The 15,914-nt window shown below is 72.6% G+C and carries 16 protein-coding genes; 3 read left to right on the top strand and 13 right to left on the bottom strand.

The window, feature by feature from the left end; genetic code table 11:
- The coding region (locus OZN99_RS11180; RefSeq protein WP_270935296.1) for a hypothetical protein at positions 1-187 on the top strand (187 nt) is incomplete at its 5' end.
- Positions 188-214: 27 nt separating this feature from the next.
- Here OZN99_RS11180 and OZN99_RS11175 read toward each other — a convergent pair.
- From OZN99_RS11175 to OZN99_RS11160, 4 genes are all read right to left on the bottom strand, one after another.
- Entirely contained in the window at positions 215-1,564 is a 1,350-nt protein-coding gene (locus OZN99_RS11175) for a DUF6056 family protein (protein WP_270935295.1), read from the bottom strand.
- 16 nt (positions 1,565-1,580) lie between these two features.
- Positions 1,581-2,600, bottom strand: coding sequence for an aspartate-semialdehyde dehydrogenase (locus tag OZN99_RS11170; protein WP_270935294.1), 1,020 nt, complete (start codon positions 2,598-2,600; stop codon positions 1,581-1,583).
- 111 nt (positions 2,601-2,711) lie between these two features.
- Entirely contained in the window at positions 2,712-5,030 is a 2,319-nt protein-coding gene (locus tag OZN99_RS11165) for a methyl-accepting chemotaxis protein (RefSeq protein ID WP_270935293.1), read from the bottom strand.
- A gap of 141 nt (positions 5,031-5,171) precedes the next feature.
- A complete protein-coding gene (locus OZN99_RS11160; RefSeq protein ID WP_270935292.1) occupies positions 5,172-6,167 on the bottom strand; it encodes a TAXI family TRAP transporter solute-binding subunit in 996 nt (331 codons plus the stop codon).
- Positions 6,168-6,290: 123 nt separating this feature from the next.
- On the opposite strand from OZN99_RS11160, the gene OZN99_RS11155 reads away from it, so the two are divergent.
- A complete protein-coding gene (locus tag OZN99_RS11155; RefSeq protein ID WP_270935291.1) occupies positions 6,291-6,716 on the top strand; it encodes a DUF1489 family protein in 426 nt (141 codons plus the stop codon).
- Positions 6,717-6,729: 13 nt separating this feature from the next.
- Here OZN99_RS11155 and OZN99_RS11150 read toward each other — a convergent pair whose 3' ends face one another.
- The 4 genes from OZN99_RS11150 to hslO form a co-directional block, all read right to left on the bottom strand.
- The gene (locus OZN99_RS11150; RefSeq protein WP_270935290.1) at positions 6,730-7,116 is read right to left on the bottom strand and encodes a RidA family protein; all 387 of its coding nucleotides are present in this window, start codon (positions 7,114-7,116) and stop codon (positions 6,730-6,732) included.
- 17 nt (positions 7,117-7,133) lie between these two features.
- Positions 7,134-8,720 carry a hypothetical protein gene (locus OZN99_RS11145; protein ID WP_270935289.1) on the bottom strand — a complete coding sequence of 529 codons (1,587 nt, stop codon included), beginning with the start codon at positions 8,718-8,720 and terminating at the stop codon, positions 7,134-7,136.
- A gap of 61 nt (positions 8,721-8,781) precedes the next feature.
- Positions 8,782-9,426: a hypothetical protein gene (locus OZN99_RS11140; protein WP_270935288.1), complete on the bottom strand. Its 645-nt coding sequence runs from the start codon at positions 9,424-9,426 to the stop codon at positions 8,782-8,784.
- Between the two features lie 73 nt (positions 9,427-9,499).
- On the bottom strand, positions 9,500-10,480 hold the full coding sequence (gene hslO / locus OZN99_RS11135; protein ID WP_270935287.1) for an Hsp33 family molecular chaperone HslO: 981 nt from the start codon (positions 10,478-10,480) through the stop codon (positions 9,500-9,502).
- Between the two features lie 244 nt (positions 10,481-10,724).
- Between hslO and OZN99_RS11130 the strand changes: the two genes are divergently transcribed.
- A complete protein-coding gene (locus OZN99_RS11130) occupies positions 10,725-11,087 on the top strand; it encodes a hypothetical protein (protein ID WP_270935286.1) in 363 nt (120 codons plus the stop codon).
- Positions 11,088-11,105: 18 nt separating this feature from the next.
- Here the strand turns inward: OZN99_RS11130 and OZN99_RS11125 are convergent, their stop codons facing one another.
- From OZN99_RS11125 to OZN99_RS11105, 5 genes are all read right to left on the bottom strand, one after another.
- Positions 11,106-11,648 carry a DUF3035 domain-containing protein gene (locus OZN99_RS11125; protein WP_270935285.1) on the bottom strand — a complete coding sequence of 181 codons (543 nt, stop codon included), beginning with the start codon at positions 11,646-11,648 and terminating at the stop codon, positions 11,106-11,108.
- A complete protein-coding gene (gene lspA / locus OZN99_RS11120) occupies positions 11,645-12,142 on the bottom strand; it encodes a signal peptidase II (RefSeq protein ID WP_270935284.1) in 498 nt (165 codons plus the stop codon). Before lspA ends, OZN99_RS11125 begins: the two co-directional genes overlap by 4 nt.
- Positions 12,142-14,994 (bottom strand): isoleucine--tRNA ligase, encoded by a 2,853-nt coding sequence (gene ileS, locus OZN99_RS11115; protein ID WP_270935283.1) that lies wholly within the window; start codon positions 14,992-14,994, stop codon positions 12,142-12,144. Before ileS ends, lspA begins: the two co-directional genes overlap by 1 nt.
- A gap of 164 nt (positions 14,995-15,158) precedes the next feature.
- Positions 15,159-15,635 carry a ribonuclease toxin HepT-like protein gene (locus tag OZN99_RS11110; protein WP_270935282.1) on the bottom strand — a complete coding sequence of 159 codons (477 nt, stop codon included), beginning with the start codon at positions 15,633-15,635 and terminating at the stop codon, positions 15,159-15,161.
- Positions 15,613-15,914: nucleotidyltransferase family protein (locus OZN99_RS11105; RefSeq protein ID WP_270935281.1), on the bottom strand; the 302-nt coding region annotated here is incomplete at its 5' end. The genes OZN99_RS11105 and OZN99_RS11110, both read right to left, overlap by 23 nt.

Here is a 15,914-nt window from a genome sequence, read left to right as displayed (position 1 = left end):
CGTGGCGCTCTGGCGCGGCGCGGTGCGTCGCTGGTCGGAGGACGTGGCCGATGCCGCGGAGCCCGGCACGCGCCGCGTCGGCGCGGAGGACGCCGCGGCGGCGCTGGCGACGCTGTGCCCGCCGCCAGAGGTGGCGCTGGCCTATCGCGAATGGCTCCACCGCCGGCTGGCCTGGCGGGCGGGATAGGCCCGCGGCGCCCTGGAGCAGGCCGGATCAGCCGCCGCGAACCGCCGCCACGCCGTGCAGCCGGGCGAAGCAGGCATTGGCCCAGTGCGCAGGGTCCGGCGAGAGCACGAAATAGAAGCGGTGCTTGCGTGCGAAGCGCACGTCTTGTGGCCGGGGCAGCGGGACGGCCAGCGCGATCTCCTGCCCGGGCGCGGTGGCCTGCGCGGTTGTCAGGGCCGCCACCCAACCGCGCTGCATGGCGGCGATACGGTGGATCTCGGCGAGCGAGACGATGGCCGTGGCCGGCAGGGCGAGCACGGCCAGCGCCAGGGCCGCGGCGCGGCCGACCCGGGAGGGACCAGGCAGTCCGGCCAGCAGCGTGACCATCAGCGCGACGAGGGCGACGCTGAGCGGGAAGCTGAGCCGGCCGGCCAGCGCCCCGGCCGGCAGGGGCAGAACCAGCAGCCCGTAGGCCAGGATCGCCAGGGCGAAGGGCAGAGCCGCCCGCGCCGCCCGCATCGCCGCTGCCCGCCCGAGGGCAAGCCACAGCCACGCGAGTACGCCGAGCACCGCGATGGCGCGTGGGTCGAAGGCGCGGAAGGCGAACCACAGCAGGTAGCGGCCGGATTCCGCGCCCTCCATCGCGGCGATGGCGTTCATCCGCGTGAAGTTGCCGGGGGCGGCGACGAGGATGAGCGTGCCGAGGCCATAGGCGACCGCCAGCATCGCCACGCGTCGGCCGGCCGGGCGATGCGGGCCGGCCTGCAGGGCCATCAGGCCGAGCGCCCCTGCGGTGACGACCGACACCGTCTCCAGGAAGGTGCCCGCCAGCATCGCCGTCGCGGCGAGCACCGCCATGCCGGCCCGGCCCGGGTCCGCGCCTGCGCGCAACGCGAAGGCGCGGTCCAGCACGAAGGCGGCGCCGACGACCGACCACAGATAGACGGTCGATCCGATCTTCCACAGCGTTGCTTCCGCGATGGAATCGGGCATCCACCACAGCGCGAGGCCGGTTATCGCGTGCAGGCCGAAGCCGCGCGCGAAGCCGCCTTCCGGCACGCCGCCCTGCGGCCGCCAGGCAGCCTGCGCCAGCCGAACCACCAGCCCCAGCAGGGCGACGAACAGCGCGGCGTTCGCCACCTCCAGCGCCGGCAGCAGCGCGCCCCGGCCGGGGCCGAGCACGAGGTAGGTCAGCAGCATCGGGCCGATGCGGCCGGTCCAGGCGAGATACTCGTCGCGCACGCCCGCCAGCACGTCGGCCAGGGTCTCGGCCCGGCCGAGGAAGCACCAATCGTCGCCCCAGGGCGGCGTCAGCAGGTTGGCCGCCAGCGCCAGGGCACCCCAGAAGGCCAGGGCGAGACGGCGTCCCCCCTGTTCGCCCGACCATCGCTGCGTCACATGGACCCGCCCGGCATCACTCCAGCAGGCGCTGCCGCAGCAGCTCCTCGGCGACCTGCACCGCGTTCAGGGCGGCACCCTTCCGCAGGGTATCGGTGGCGCACCAGAAGGCCAATCCGTTGGGCACGGTCAGGTCGCGGCGGAGCCGCCCGACATAGACCGCATCCTCGCCGGCGACCTCGGCCGGCGTGGCGTAGCCGGCCTCCTCCCGCCGGTCGAGCACGATGAGGCCGGGCGCGGCGCGCAGCGCGGCCCAGGCCTCCTTCTCGGGGACCGGGCGCTCGAACTCCGCGACCACGCAGGCGGAATCGCCGATGAAGACCGGCACGCGGACGCAGCTCGCGACCGCGGTCAGGTCCGGGTCGATCAGCTTGCGCAGCTCGAAGGCGATGCCCTGTTCCTCCGATGTCAGGCCGTCGTCGCGGATCTCGCCGACCTGCGGGATCAGGTTGAAGGCAATGGCCTTCGGGAACTGCTCGGCGGGCGGCGCCTCGTTCACGTAGACGCCGCGTGTCTGTGCCCAGAGTTCGTCCATCGCCTCCTTGCCGGCGCCGGCAACTGCGTGCAGCCCGGTGACCACGACGCGCCGCGCGCGCCCGATCGCGTGCAGCGGCTTCAGCGCGACCGCGATCATGCCCGCCATCCCCCCCGGGCAGGCGACGATGCGCCGCCGCCGGGCGCGGGTGAGGCTGGCGGCGTTCACCTCAGCCACCACCAGCGGCACGTCCGGTTCCAGCCGGAAGCGCGCCGAGAGATCGATCACCATCGCGCCGGCATCGGCGATGCGCGAGGCCTCGGTGGCGCTCGCGGCCTCCCCGGCGGCCAGGAAGGCAAGGTCGGTGTCGCGGAAGTCGAAGCCGTCCAGGCCGCGCACGCGCAGCACCCGCTCCTCCCCGTAGGAGACCTCCTGGCCGCCGGCGCGGCCCGGGGAGAGGGCGACGACCTCGTCGGCGGGGAATTCGCGCTCGGCCAGGGTGCGCAGGATCTCCCGCCCGACCTGTCCGGTGGCGCCGACGACCGCGACCTTGATGCCCATCGCTCCGGCTCCTGGCTGACGCCCCTGGCCGGGGCAGGGCGCAGTTAGGCGCTGCGGCGCGCCGGGGCAACCGGCGCCGCCGGGCCGGAGGCCCGCTGCACCGCCGGGGCGCTACATCGTGCGCACCGCCTTGAGGAAGCTGGCCGACTTCTCGCGCAGCGTCGCCGCCTGCCCGGCCAGTGCGCCGCTGTCGTCGCGCATGGCGCCGGCAGACTGGCCGGTGGCCTCGGACGCCCCGCGTACGCCCTCGATTCGTGCCGCGACCTGCTGGGTGGCCTCCGCCACCTGGGCGGCGCTGCGGGCGATCTCCTGGGTGGCGACGCCCTGTTCCTCCACCGCCGCGGCGATGGCGGTGGCGATCTCGCTGGTGCGCTCCACCGTCGCGCCGATGCCGCGGATGGCGGCGACCGCCTGGCTGGTGGCGGCCTGCATCTCGGCGATCTGCCGGCCGATCTCCTCGGTGGCCCTGGCGGTCTGGCCGGCGAGCGACTTCACCTCGCTGGCCACCACCGCGAAGCCCTTGCCGGCCTCCCCGGCGCGCGCCGCCTCGATCGTCGCGTTCAGCGCCAGCAGGTTGGTCTGGCCGGCGATGTCGCCGATCAGCTTCACCACGTCGCCGATGCGCGTCGCCGCCTCCGCCAGGCCCTGCACTGAGCTGTCCGTCGCACGGGCCTCCGCGACGGCGCGGCCGGCGACCTCCGCCGCCTCACCGACCCGCCGGGCGATCTCGGCGACGCTGGCGGCCATCTCCTCCGCGGCGGCTGCGACGGATTGCACGTCGGCATGGGCCCGCCCGCCGGCCGCGGCAACCGCGGAGGCTTCCTCGCCCGACGTCGCGGCCGCGGCGGAGAGCTGGCGGGCGGACGCCTGCAGCCGCTCTGCCGAACTCGCCACGGCGTCGACCACGGCGCCGACCTCGCGCTCGAAGGTGTCGGCCAGGCGCGCGCGCTCCGTGGCGATGGTCCAGGTGAGCATGGCCCCGGCATAGCCGCCCGCCGCGTCGCGGATCGCGGAGATGCGCAGCTCGATCACCTCCTCGCCGAGCCGGATGACGGCGTTGTGCGGCAGCCGGGCGGGGTCGGCGAGCATGGCGCGCTGGTGCGCGGGATTGCGATGGAAGATGTCGATGCTCTCGCCGAGCAGCTTCTCGGGTGGCACGGGCAGATGCGCGGCAAGCCGGCCGAGCAGCTGGTGCGACGCGGCATTCATGTAGGTGATGCGGAAATCGTCTTTCGGATCGGCGTTCATCACCGCCGTCGGCAGCTGTTCCAGCATCTGGCTCTGCGCGAAGGCGCGGTGGACGGTGCCGCGCAGCGTCTCCAACGCGTCGGCGATGGTGCCGATCTCGTCGCGCCGGCCGCGACACTCGACCTCGGTGGCGGTGTCGCCGGCCGCGATGGCGCGGATCGCGCCGGCCAGCCGGCGCAGCGGCGTTCCGACCGAGCGCGCGGTCAGCAGGCCCGACAGCACCACCACCAGCGCCACGGCCAGCCCGGACCAGAGCGTGCTGGCGCGCACCTCCTCCGCGGTGGCCACCAGCGCCGCGCGCTGCTCGCGCGCGATCGCATGGCCCACGGCCGCGAGCGCTTCCAGCGATCCCTCCAGCGCGATGCGGCTGGGCTCCACGCGGTCGCGGCGGAGCCGCGCCACGGCCTCGACGGCGGCCAGCACCTCCTCGGCGGCCTGGGCGATGGCCGTGGCCTTCTCGCCCAGGCGTGCCATGTCCTCCCGCAGCCGCGGCGGCGCCTCGACGCCGGCCAGGCCGCGGCCATGCACGCGGGCCTGCGCGATGCCACGGCGCACGCGGCGAAGCTGCGTGTCGTCACCGCTGACCAGCAGTCGTTGCACGCCGATGCGCACGTCGTTCACCGCCGCATGCACGGTCATCAGGCGCTGCCGCGCATCCTCCGCCGCGTCACCCTGCAGGTCGAAGCCGATGCCGGCGCTCAGCGCCTCGAACATCGGGTCGTAGTCGGCGGATTGGCCGAGTAGGCGATCCTCGCGGACGGCGATCAGCCGGGCGCGCTCCTCGGCCAGCGCGACCAGCGCCTGCCGATAGGTCGCGCCGGCCTCGCGCAGCGGGCCGAGCGCCGTGCGCAGCCGGGCGTCGCCATGCGCCTCCGCGCCCTCGGCCAGGGTCGCGAGCCCGTCGTCCAGCCCGGTCAGCATGCGCGCCCGAGCCGGTGCCTGGCCCGCGGCGTCCTGCGTCAGCAGCAGGTCGCGCCACAGCGCCGCGACGCCGCGCAACATCGTGGCGCCGACCTCCATCCGTTCGAGGGCGGCTTCCGTGCGGGCCTGGTCGCGCTGGGCCGCCACGATGCGGCCGCTCTGCTGCCAGGCCAGCACGACGAGGCCGGCCAGCAGCACGACCGCCACCGCCGCGGCCGTGGCAAGCTTCCGGCCGACGGAGAGGTTGGTGAGCAGGCGCATGGCGGGTTCCCGTCGCAAGGAAGCAAGCCCTGCGAAGGTGCCAGCGCCCGGATTGATACCCGGTGAACGGGGCGCGTCGCCCGCGCCCCGCCGGCGTCCAGCCCGGCCGGCCGTTCCGCCGGTGCGGCCGGGCAGGGTCGCTCAGGCCTGGATCAGGCTGTCCGGCACGGCCTGTCCGACCTCGCGCAGGTAGCGCGCAGCGCCGGGGTGGAAGGGCAGGAAGGTGTTCTTGGTCCAGTTCTCGGCGATCGTCTCCGAGGCGGCCGAGATCGCCTGCCGCAGCCTGGCGTTCTGGCCAAGCACGGACTTGGTGATCTCGTACACAAGGTCCTCGGGCAGGCTGCGGTGCACGATGGCGAAGTTGTACATGCCGACGATGCGCAGCGGGCGTTCCTGCTTGCGGTAGGTCCCCATGGGCAGCGTGCCGGCGGCGAGCTCCGGATACTGCTGCGTCAGGCGGCGCACCTCCTCCTCGGTAAAGTCGAGGTAGTTCACGTCCGCCTGCACCTCCAGCTCGCTGAAGGCCGGCGCGGGCACGCCGGTGGCGAAGAGGAAGGTGTCGAGAAGCCGGTCCTGCACCTGCCCCGCGAGGTCCGAGGCCGAGCCGTAGCGCACCGCGGAGGGACGGATGCCGAGGTGCTGCAGCATGATCGGGTAGTAGGTGCCGGGCGTGCCGCCGCGCGGCCCGACGCCGACACTGCGACCGCTCAGCTGCGCGTGGCTGGCGATGCCGGAGCTCTTCAGCGCGATGCCGTGGAAGGGCGTGTCGTACATCGGGAAGATCGCGCGGATGTCGCGGAAGCGGTTGCCCTGGGTCCAGTCGCCCTGGCCGTTCCAGGCCTGCAGCGCGACGCCCATGGTCACCATGCCCAGCTCCACCTCGCGCCGCTGGACCAGGATGATGTTCTGGTTGGGGCCCTGCGTTGTGCGGTAGGAGATCTGCACGCCGGTCGCTTCCTGCGCCATCTGCCCCCAGGCCGGGCCATACAGCGCATAGGTGCCGCCCGGCGCGGCGGTGCCCATGTTCAGGGCGCGCGGCCAGGCGGGGTTGCGCGGCTGGGCCGCTGCGGGGCGCAGCCCGGCCAGGGCGGGGGCGCCGACCGCCATGGCGGCACCCAGGATCACGCGGCGGTGCATCTTCATCCTCCCGTTGCGTTGTTTGAGACAGGTCGAGTTAGCCCCGCGACGGTCCGCGCGGCAAGCCGCGACCGCGCCAGGGGGCTTGTGCGGACTCGGTCGGGTGCCACATGGCTGGCACGCATGCTGCACATCATCAAGCTCTGCGTCGGCGTGAAGGAGGTCGGCGAACTCGCCGACTGGCAGGCGCAGCGCGCTCGGCTGGACCCGCCGCTGCGCCACCAGACCCGCATGATGCCGAAGCGCGTGGCGGAGATCCTGGATGGCGGCTCGCTCTACTGGGTGATCGGCGGCTTCACCCGGGTGCGCCAGCGCATCCTGGACGTGCGGGAGGAGAGCTGGGACGACGGCACGGCATGCTGCGGCCTGGTGCTGGACCGGGAGCTGGTGCCCGTGGAACTGCGGCCGCAGAAGCCCTTCCAGGGTTGGCGCTACCTGGATGCGGCCGCGGCGCCGCCCGACCTGCCGCGCGGGATGGTGCCGCCGCGCGGGATCGAGAAGCTGCCGCCAGCACTGCGCAAGGAATTGCAGGCGCTCTGCCTGATCTGAAGCGCAGGCGCGGTCAGGCGACCGCCTCTGCCTCCACCTCGAAGACGAAGCGCGGATCGGCCAGGCCGGCGACCAGCAGCAGCGTGCTGGTCGGCGCGAGTGTGCCGAGGAACTTCTCGCGCTCGGCGCGCCAGGCCGGGATGAGTGCGCGGTCGGTCAGGAAGACGCCCATCTTCACGATGTTCGCCGGCCCCATGCCGTGCGCCGCGAGGATGGCGCCGAGATTGGCCAGCGCCTGCGCGATCTGGTCTGGTCCGCCCGGCAGGACGGTGCCGTCCGGCGCCACGCCGATCTGACCCGAGACCACGAGGCGCCGGGCCGTTCCCTCGACCAGCGCGGCATGCGAGTAGCGCGAGCCGGGGGCGTGGACGCCGGGCGGGTTGGCGAAGGTCACGGGCATCGGAATGGCTCCTTCTGTCAGGACGCCGGCATCGGCCGGCGGACGCGATAGAGGGCCGCGAAGCCGGCGTCCCTGACAAGCTCCAGCCGCGGATCGTCGAAGCCCCGCGCGCCGCCGACCAATTGCGCATGCAGCAGCAGCACGTAGTCGAAGCGGGTCTCCCAGCCATGCCAGCTTCGCACCGCCACGGGATTGGCACGGCCGGCAAGCGTGTGCGGCGCGGTCAGGATCGGCCTTTCGGGCAGCGCGAACCACTGGCCCGCGATGAAATCGACGAAGGGTCCGGTCGCCACCAGCGGCTGCTGGCCGCGGAGCGCGAACAGAGACGGCCACATCGCGCCGCGTTCCGCCACAACCAGCGCGCCCAGATGGGTGTCCGTGCGCAGCCAGAGGAAGCTCAGGATCCGGCGCGCCCGGCCGTCGCGCCAATAGGCACCGCCCAGCGTCTCCTCGACCTTGACGGTCGCGACGCGCGCGCCTGGAGCGATCGGCTCCATCGCCCGGCGCAAAGCCGCCAGTTCGCCTGCGAAATGCTGCCATGCGGCGCCGATAACCATCAGGCGCACCGCGAGCAGAAGCGCCGCGCCGCCCGCCAGCACCGCGCTGGCGCGTGGCAGGAGGATCGGCTGTAGCCCGGCGAAGAGCAGGAAGGCAGCGAAGACCGCGAAGCGCAGCTCCACATAGTAGCCGCCATGGCTCTGCGTGGGCACGACAGCATAGAGCACCAGGCAGGCCGCGAAGGCGAGCGCTGTGCCGGGATGCACGCTGGCCCGGCGCAAGAGCAGGAGAAGCGCCGGCACGGCGAGGAGCAGCAGCAGGCTGGCCCGGTCGATCCAGGCCGCATAGCCGGCGACGGGGATGCCGGCATTGCGAAGGCGCTGCATCGCCGTGAGCTCGGCGGGCGGCGCCAGGGCGTCGGGTCCGATCGGCGACATCAGGTAGAATGCCAGGGCCGGCAGCAGCGCCAGCAGGGAGAGCGCCGCGCGCACCGCCAGTTGCCGCAGCGCCGTGCGCGGATCGCGCCGGCCCGCCCATGCCACGCCCGCTTCATGCGTGGCGACCAGGCCGAACAGGAAGGCGACGGCTGCCAGATGGCAGAAGAAGGCCGCCACGCCGGCCACGGCGAGCAGCAGCGTGGCCGCCAGCGGCCGACTCCCGCGCAGCGCGATCCAACCGGCGGCGGCGAGCAGCGCGACACCCATGCCGGCCTGGAAATTGATGAAGCCCAGCAGGAACAGGCCATTATAGGCCACGAGGGCAGAGCCGAGCGGCCACCAGGATCGCACGCCGAACACGGCGCGGTGATACGCGACGGTGCCGAGCACCGGCAGCAGCACGGCCAGCGCCAGCATCAGCCGGCCCGCCATCTGCAGCGGCAGCACGGCGGCCAAGGGCGGCACCACGAGGTCCATTGCCAGGTTCGGCAGGATCCCCCATTGCACGGCGTAGTAGTTCGTCAGCTCCGGCGCCTGCCCGGCCAGGATCGCCATGCGCGCCAGATGGTTGGGGTAGTCGAGCAGCGGCGGCACATCGACCACCGCCAGCGGCGCCAGCAGCGTGCCGACCACCAGCATGAGAGCCACCAGCCAGGGCCCGCGGCCCATCGCGCCCCTGCCCGCGCTGCTCATGCGCATGGCGGTGGCCCGCCATGCCGGCCCGGGCACTTCACCGCCCCGCCAGGTCCTCGCGCTCGATGCCGCCGGGGCCGAGCGCGGTCGGCGCGGCCGACTGCACCAGCCAGGCGCGCAGCGCGCGGCGGATCTGGAACTCGAACTCCACGTTCAGGTCGTCCATCGCCTGGCGTACCACGTCCTCCGCGGCCCTCAGCCGCGTGGCCTGGCTGGCGCCGCTGCCGGTGGTGCGCTGGCGGCGCGCCTCGGCCTCCACGAAGCCGACCCGCTCGCCCTCGCCGGAGATCACCTCGAGCCGGGCATTCACGCGGCAGGTCAAGCGCTCGCCGGGCTCGCCCGACAGCGAGCCGAACTGGTTGGGGGAGCGCGGCAGGCGCTCGCGCAGGAACTCTGCGGCCTGCACGATGAAGCGCGCCTGGCCGGCAGTGCCCATCGGCACCAGCCGCTCCCGCGCCATCAGCGCCATCTCGGCGTCAGGGCGCACCGGCGCCGGTTCGTCCACCCGCACGGCACCCGCCGCGGGCGGAACGAGTTGCACGTCGGCGACGTTCAGGCGGATCGGGGTCAGGTGGCGGTAGCCGGTGACGAGGCGGGGCAGCGGCTCGTCCTCGGCGCTGCCCGTGGCACAGCCTGCCGCGGCGAGCGGCAGCACGAGCAGCAGGCTGCGTCGGTCCAGCATCGCACTCCCCTTCCCGATCGTGGCCCAGACTACACCGGAACGAGCCGGCGGCCACGCCGGGGCGGGGCAAGCATCAGGCACGGCCGGCGCGGCTCTGCACCTCGTCGCGCGCGAAGCGGAAATCGAGGTTGCAGAACTCGCAGGTCATGGTGATCGCGCCGCCTTCCGCCATGTGGTCCAGGTCATCGGGCGGGAAGCCCTCCAGCACCTGCGCCAGCCGCGCCCGGGAGCAGCGGCAGCCATAGGACAGGGCGCGCGGCCGGTCGAGCGCCAGGCCCTCGGCATGGAACAGCCGGTGCAGGAGCCGTTCCCCGGCGAGCCGGTCGTCCAGCAGTTCCGCGGGCGTGATCGTGCCGGCCAGCGCCTGGGCGGTGCGCCACGCCTCCTCCTGCGCCTCGGCGTCGGATTGCGGATCCACGCCGCCCTCGCCGGCCACCTTCTCGATGACCAGCGCGCTGGCCCGCCAGCCTGCCTCGGTGCGGGCGCAGGCCAGGTGCACCTGGCTCTGCAGCTGTTCGGAGGTGCGGAAATAGGTGTCCGTCATGTCGGCGAGCGATTCGCCCTCGATCGCGACGATGCCCTGGTAGCGGTCCATGTCGGGGCCCTGGTCGCAGGTGAAGGCCAGGTAGCCGCCGCCCAGCAGCGCTGCCGTCGGCGGCTGCGGCGACACCGCCAGCAGGGCGGCGAGCTTCTCCGGCTCCGCCTTGGCATAGCCGCGGAGTGCGCCGGCCTCGGTGCAGTCGGCCAGCAGCATCGGCACCGGGCCGTCGCCCTTGGCCTGCAGGCTGAAGGAGCCGCGGAACTTCAGCGCTGTCGCCAGCGCCGCGGTCAGGGCCATCGCCTCGCCCATCAGGGTGAGGACGGCCGGGTGCTGGTTGGCATGACGGCCGAGCAATGCCTCGGCCAGGGGACCGAGCCGCACCAGGCGGCCCCGAACGGGACGCAGGTGCAGGTGGAAGGGCTGCACGCCACGCGGCACGACCAGGTCGGGCACCGGCGGTCGGTCGTGGTTCAGGAAGGCCGGCGTGGCAGAAGGCAGCGTGGGATCGGTCAAGGGATCGGGAACCGGGGGAGGGAGGGAGGGGTGGCCGGTGGATAGATAGGGTCCCGAGACGGGCTCGGCCACGCCGCTCCCCTGGAAACGGGAATTCCGAATTCCATGTCATGGGACGGCAAGACGTTGCCATACCGCTTCGGTTTGGTACGCCGATTGCATTGCACCGAGGCAAGGGAGACCCTGCCATGCTTCTCGGGACAGACAGCCCCTGCCGGGGCGGATTTCCATGCTGAGCGCGTCGGTGGCATGGATCGCCCCGGCCGCGGCGGGGCTCGGTGCGCTTCCGGTCGATCTGGTCGCCAGCCCAGGCGCAGGGATGGCGGGCCTTGCGGCGGCGGCGGTCTTCGCGGCGATCCTGGGCGCGCTGGTCCCCTTTGCGGCCGCGGATGAGGCACGAACCGAACGGCTGGACATCGGCATTGCCCGGCGAAGCGGCCTGCTGTGTGCCGCCGCGCTCGCCGCCATGGCGCTGCTGTCCGCTGCGCTGACCTACAAGGTCTGGACGTCTGTCGGGCCGACGAGCGCGCTCGGCCTCGCCGCCGTCACGCTCGCCTTCGCCATGGGCGCGGTGGGCATCGCGGGCGAGGTCCTGCGGCGGCGCTGACGCGCCGCCGCGGCGTGCTCAATTCCAGCTGCCGAACAGGCTGGGGGTCCTGGGCTGCACGATGGGCGTGTCGCCTTCCGTGCTCTCCCGCCCCAGGGCCGCATTCTCCCGCAGGCGCTGGGTCTCCCGCGTCGGGTCCACGGTGATGCCGACCGGCGGCGGATCGCGCCAGAACATCAGGCGGTCCACGACCGATTGCGGCGGACGGTCGAGCCGCAGCGTCTCGGCATCCACCCGCTGGCGGATGCCGGCATCGGCGGGCCGCCCGGCACTGGCCACAAGCGCCTGTTCGGCCGGCGACGGCGCGGCGGAGGTGGCGCCAGGGGCCAGGATGGAGGCGGCCGAGCGGTTCTCCTGCGGGCGCGGGGAGCCGGGCGTCGGCACCGGCAGGTCACCGAGGGTCGGCGGCACGGAGAGCGGCGCCCGGGTGGTCACCTGGAACTCGTCCGGCGGGTCGCGGGTGAAGCCGAGGGTCCGCGCGGTGTCCTGGCCGCAGCCGGCCAGCACCAGCAGCAGCGGCACCGCGGGGGCGAGTCGGGCAAGCCGGGAAGGACGTGTCATGGCGGGGAACGCTTAACGCTGGCCGAGGGCCGGAACAAGGCATCGATGACCAGCGTCGTCACGCCGAGCACGATGGCGGCGTCCGCCACGTTGAACACGTACCAGTGCCAGCCCCAGGCATGGGCGTCGAAGAAGTCGGCCACCGCCCCGAAGCGCAGGCGGTCGATGACGTTGCCGACCGCCCCCCCGACGACGGCGCCGAGAGCCAGCGCGGTGGCCCGGTTCTCCGCCCGGCGCATCCAGCGAAGCAGGAAGCCGGCGATCGCCAGCGCCAGCGCGCCCAGCGCGAACTGCGTCCAGGGCTCGTCGCCCGCCAGCATCCCGAAGGTGACGCCGCGGTTCCAGACCATGGTCAGGTCGAAGCCGAAGGGGCCGACCCCGAGGAGGGGGATGTGCCGCACCTCCGGCAGGTCCAGCACCTCCAGCATGAACCATTTGGAGGCCTGGTCGGCGACCAGGATGATCGCCGCCAGGGTCAGGCCGAGGCGGAGCATCAGGCCGGCTGCGCTTCCACCACGGCTTCGCAGCGGCGGCAGAGCGTCGGATGCTTCGGGCGCGAAGGCTCCCCAACTTCGGGCAATACGCGCCAGCAGCGGTCGCACTTGGTGCCGAGTTTGCCAGTGCCGAGAAGCATTGGAAGCTGATCGGCCGGATAGGTGGGATCGTGCCAGACACGCAGTGCTGACATGATGCAAACCTCAGCCCATTCTTCGTCGGGCAGTAGACTCGCGTCCTCGGCGGAAACGCGAAGCTCGCCACTAACCTCGACGGACGCTCCGACAGTTCTGTTGCGTCGGAGATCTTCGATGCACGTCGTCACGTGCGACCGCAGTTCGCGCACCCGCGCCCACTTCGCCGCCAGCGCCTCGTCCTTCCACCGCTCCGGCAGCGCCGGCCAGTCCTGCAGGTGCACGCTCTCCGCCTGCGGGAACCGGGCCAGCCAGGCTTCCTCGGCGGTGAAGACAAGCACCGGGGCCAGCCAGGTGGTCAGGCAGCGGTGCAGCTGGTCGATCACGGTGCGCGCGGCGCGGCGGCGCGGGCTGTCCTGCGCATCGCAGTAGAGGCTGTCCTTGCGGATGTCGAAGTAGAAGGCGGACAGGTCCGCCGCGCAGAAGGCATGGATCTCCGGGTAGACGCCGGTCCAGTCATGGTCGCGCTGCGCCTGGCGCAGCTTCGCGTCCAGCTCCGTCAGGCGGTGCAGCACCCAGCGCTCCAGCTCCGGCAGCTGGTCGTAGGGCAGGATCTCGCTGCCGTCGAAGCCATCCAGGTTGCCGAGCAGCCAGCGCAGCGTGTTGCGGATGCGCCGGTACAGCTCGCCCTGCTGCTCCAGGATGTTCTTGCCGATGCGCTGGTCCTCGGTGACGTCGGTGTTCATCACCCACAGCCGCAGGATGTCGGCGCCGGACTTCGAGACCACGTCCTGTGGCGCGACGGTGTTGCCGAGCGACTTCGACATCTTGCGGCCCTGCTCGTCGAGCACGAAGCCATGCGTCAGGATCGCCTTGAACGGCGCCACGCCGCGCGTGCCGACGGCTTCCAGCAGCGAGGACTGGAACCAGCCGCGATGCTGGTCCGAGCCTTCCAGGTAGAGGTCCGCCGGCCAGGGCAGGCCGCGTTCCGGCGTCAGCGTGAAGGCGTGCGTCGAGCCGGACTCGAACCACACATCCACGATGTCCATGACCTGCTCGTAGTCCTCGACGCGCCGGTCCGCACCGAGGAATCGCGCGGCGGCGCCGGGCTGGTACCAGGCATCGGCGCCCTCGGTGCGGAACGCCTCGACGATGCGGTCCATCACCGCCTGGTCGCGCAGCGGCTCGCCCGACTGCTTCGAGACGAAGACCGGAATCGGCACGCCCCAGGCGCGCTGGCGGCTGATGCACCAGTCCGGCCGGTTCTGCACCATGGAGCCGATGCGGTTGCGCCCGATGTCCGGGACGAAATGCGTCGCCGCGATCGCCGCCAGCGACTTCGCGCGGATCTCGTTGGAATCATCCATCGCGATGAACCACTGCGGCGTCGCGCGGAAGATCACCGGCTTCTTGGAGCGCCATGAATGCGGATAGCTGTGCGTCAGCTTGCCCTTGGCGGCCAGCGTGCCCAGCGCCTCGCAGGCCGCATAGACGGCGTCATGCGCCTTCCAGACATGCAGCCCGGCGAAGCCGGGCGCCTGGACGGTGTAGGTCCCGTCGTCGCCCACGGTCTCCGGCACCGGGAGGCCGTGCGCGCGGCCGAGGTTGAAGTCGTCCTCGCCATGGCCGGGCGCGATGTGCACGAAGCCCGTGCCGGCTTCCGTCGTGACGAAGTCGCCGGGCAGCAGCGGGACGTCGAAGGCGTAGCCGCCCTTCGCGTCCGGCATGCCCTTCAGCGGATGCGCGGCGACGACGCCGGCCAGTTCCGCGCCCTTCAGCACGCGCTTCACCGTATGTGCGCCGAGGCCGGTGTCCTTCTCGAACTGCGGCAGCAGGGCGAGGGCGACGAGCAGGAACTCGCCGACCTTCAGGTTGCTCCCCTCGGCCACGCCCTCGACATGCACCAGCGCGTAGTCGATCTCCTCGCCGTACGCGATGGCGCGGTTGCCCGGGATGGTCCACGGTGTCGTGGTCCAGATGACGACGCTCGCCTTGCGCAGATCCTCGGCCGCGGCCTTGACGATCGGGAACCGTGCCCAGAGCGTCGGCGAGACGTGGTCGTGGTACTCGATCTCGGCCTCGGCCAGGGCGGTCTTCTCGACCGGGCTCCACATCACCGGACGCAGACCGCGGTAGAGCGAGCCGTTCATCAGGAAACGCCCGATCTCGGCGGCGATCACGGCTTCCGAGGGGAAGTCCATGGTGGCGTAGCGGCCCGGCCAGTTGCCGAGCACGCCGAGGCGCTTGAACTCCTCGCGCTGCACGCCGAGCCAGTGGTCGGCATAGGCACGGCATTCCGCGCGGAATTCCAGGACGGGGACCTCGTCCTTGTTCTTCTTCTTCGCCCGGTACTCCTCCTCGACCTTCCATTCGATCGGCAGGCCGTGGCAGTCCCAGCCGGGGACGTAGTCCGCGTCGTAGCCGGCCATCTGGGCGGCGCGGTTGATGACGTCCTTCAGGATCTTGTTCAGCGCCGTGCCGATGTGCAGCGGCCCGTTGGCATAGGGCGGGCCGTCATGCAGGACGAATTTCGGCCGGCCGGCGGATTTCGCGCGCAGCCGGCCCCAGAGGTCCTGCTCCTCCCATCGGGCGAGCCAGCCGGGCTCGCGCTTCGGCAGGTCGCCGCGCATGGGGAAATCGGTCTTCGGCAGGATGACGGTGCCGCGGTAGTCGCGGGTGGCGGGCGTCTCGGGGGCGCCGGGTGGCTGGTCGTTCATGGGTGCGGGTCTCGGGCGGCCCCGGGGGAAGGTCCCCTCGGCCGCTGGGTCAGCGGGATGCGCGCAGGTCTGGCCCGGCCCTCAGGCGAGGACCGGGACGCTAATTCGGGCGGGCGCACGCGACCGGAACATACGCGACTTATGCGGACCGGTACGGCCGGGGGTCAAGCGCGCGGTGCGAGGCCCAGCCCCGCGGCGAAGGCGGTGATCTCGTCGCGCAGGCGGGGGATGGTGGCGGCGGCCAGGGCGAGGTTGGGCTTGGCGAGGTCGTAGTCGAATGTCTCGTAGACATGGCGGAATGCATGCCGGAACGCGAGCAGCCGCCGCATGTCGCGCAATGTCTCGTCAGACAGGATCGCCGGTCGGATGCCTGCGATCGGCGTGGCGGCACGCGCCAGCAGGTCCTGATGGTATCGGGTCCCGTGCGGTATCTCGCCGTCGATGCCAGCAACGAGCCGCTCCAGGGCACGCTCGGCGGCCGAATAGGCATTGTGCAGATGGCGGCCGATCGCGACCTCGCGGTCGGCGCTCAGATCGGGCGGAAGGGTCGCGAGCGTGGCGTGCTTGGCCACGGCCTTGTCGGTCTCGGCCTGGGCGATCCCCATGTCGCGGGCGACGTCACTCCAGGTCGGAGGGGTCACGGCCGTCCTTCCGGATGCGGTCTGCGAAGCCGGCGGAGACCCTGGAAAGCTCCACGACATCCGGCTCGAAGCCGAACGGCAGCGCCGCGGCGAAGGCTGCGTTGCCGGCCTCGAACATCGCTTCCTCTGGCCCGTCCAACGCCAGGTCGAGGTCGCTGCTCCGGTGGAACCCCCCCGTCGCGAGCGACCCGAACACGATCACCCGCACGCCGAACGGCGCCGCCGCCGCGGCCGCGGCGCGCGCCGCCTGCACCGCCTGCGCCCGCCGCGCGGCGATGT

Source organism: Falsiroseomonas oryzae, assembly GCF_027856955.1.
GTDB lineage: Bacteria > Pseudomonadota > Alphaproteobacteria > Acetobacterales > Acetobacteraceae > Falsiroseomonas > Falsiroseomonas oryzae.
The sequence above is the reverse complement of the archived record's forward strand: the minus strand, read 5'-3'. Positions and strand labels throughout refer to the sequence as shown.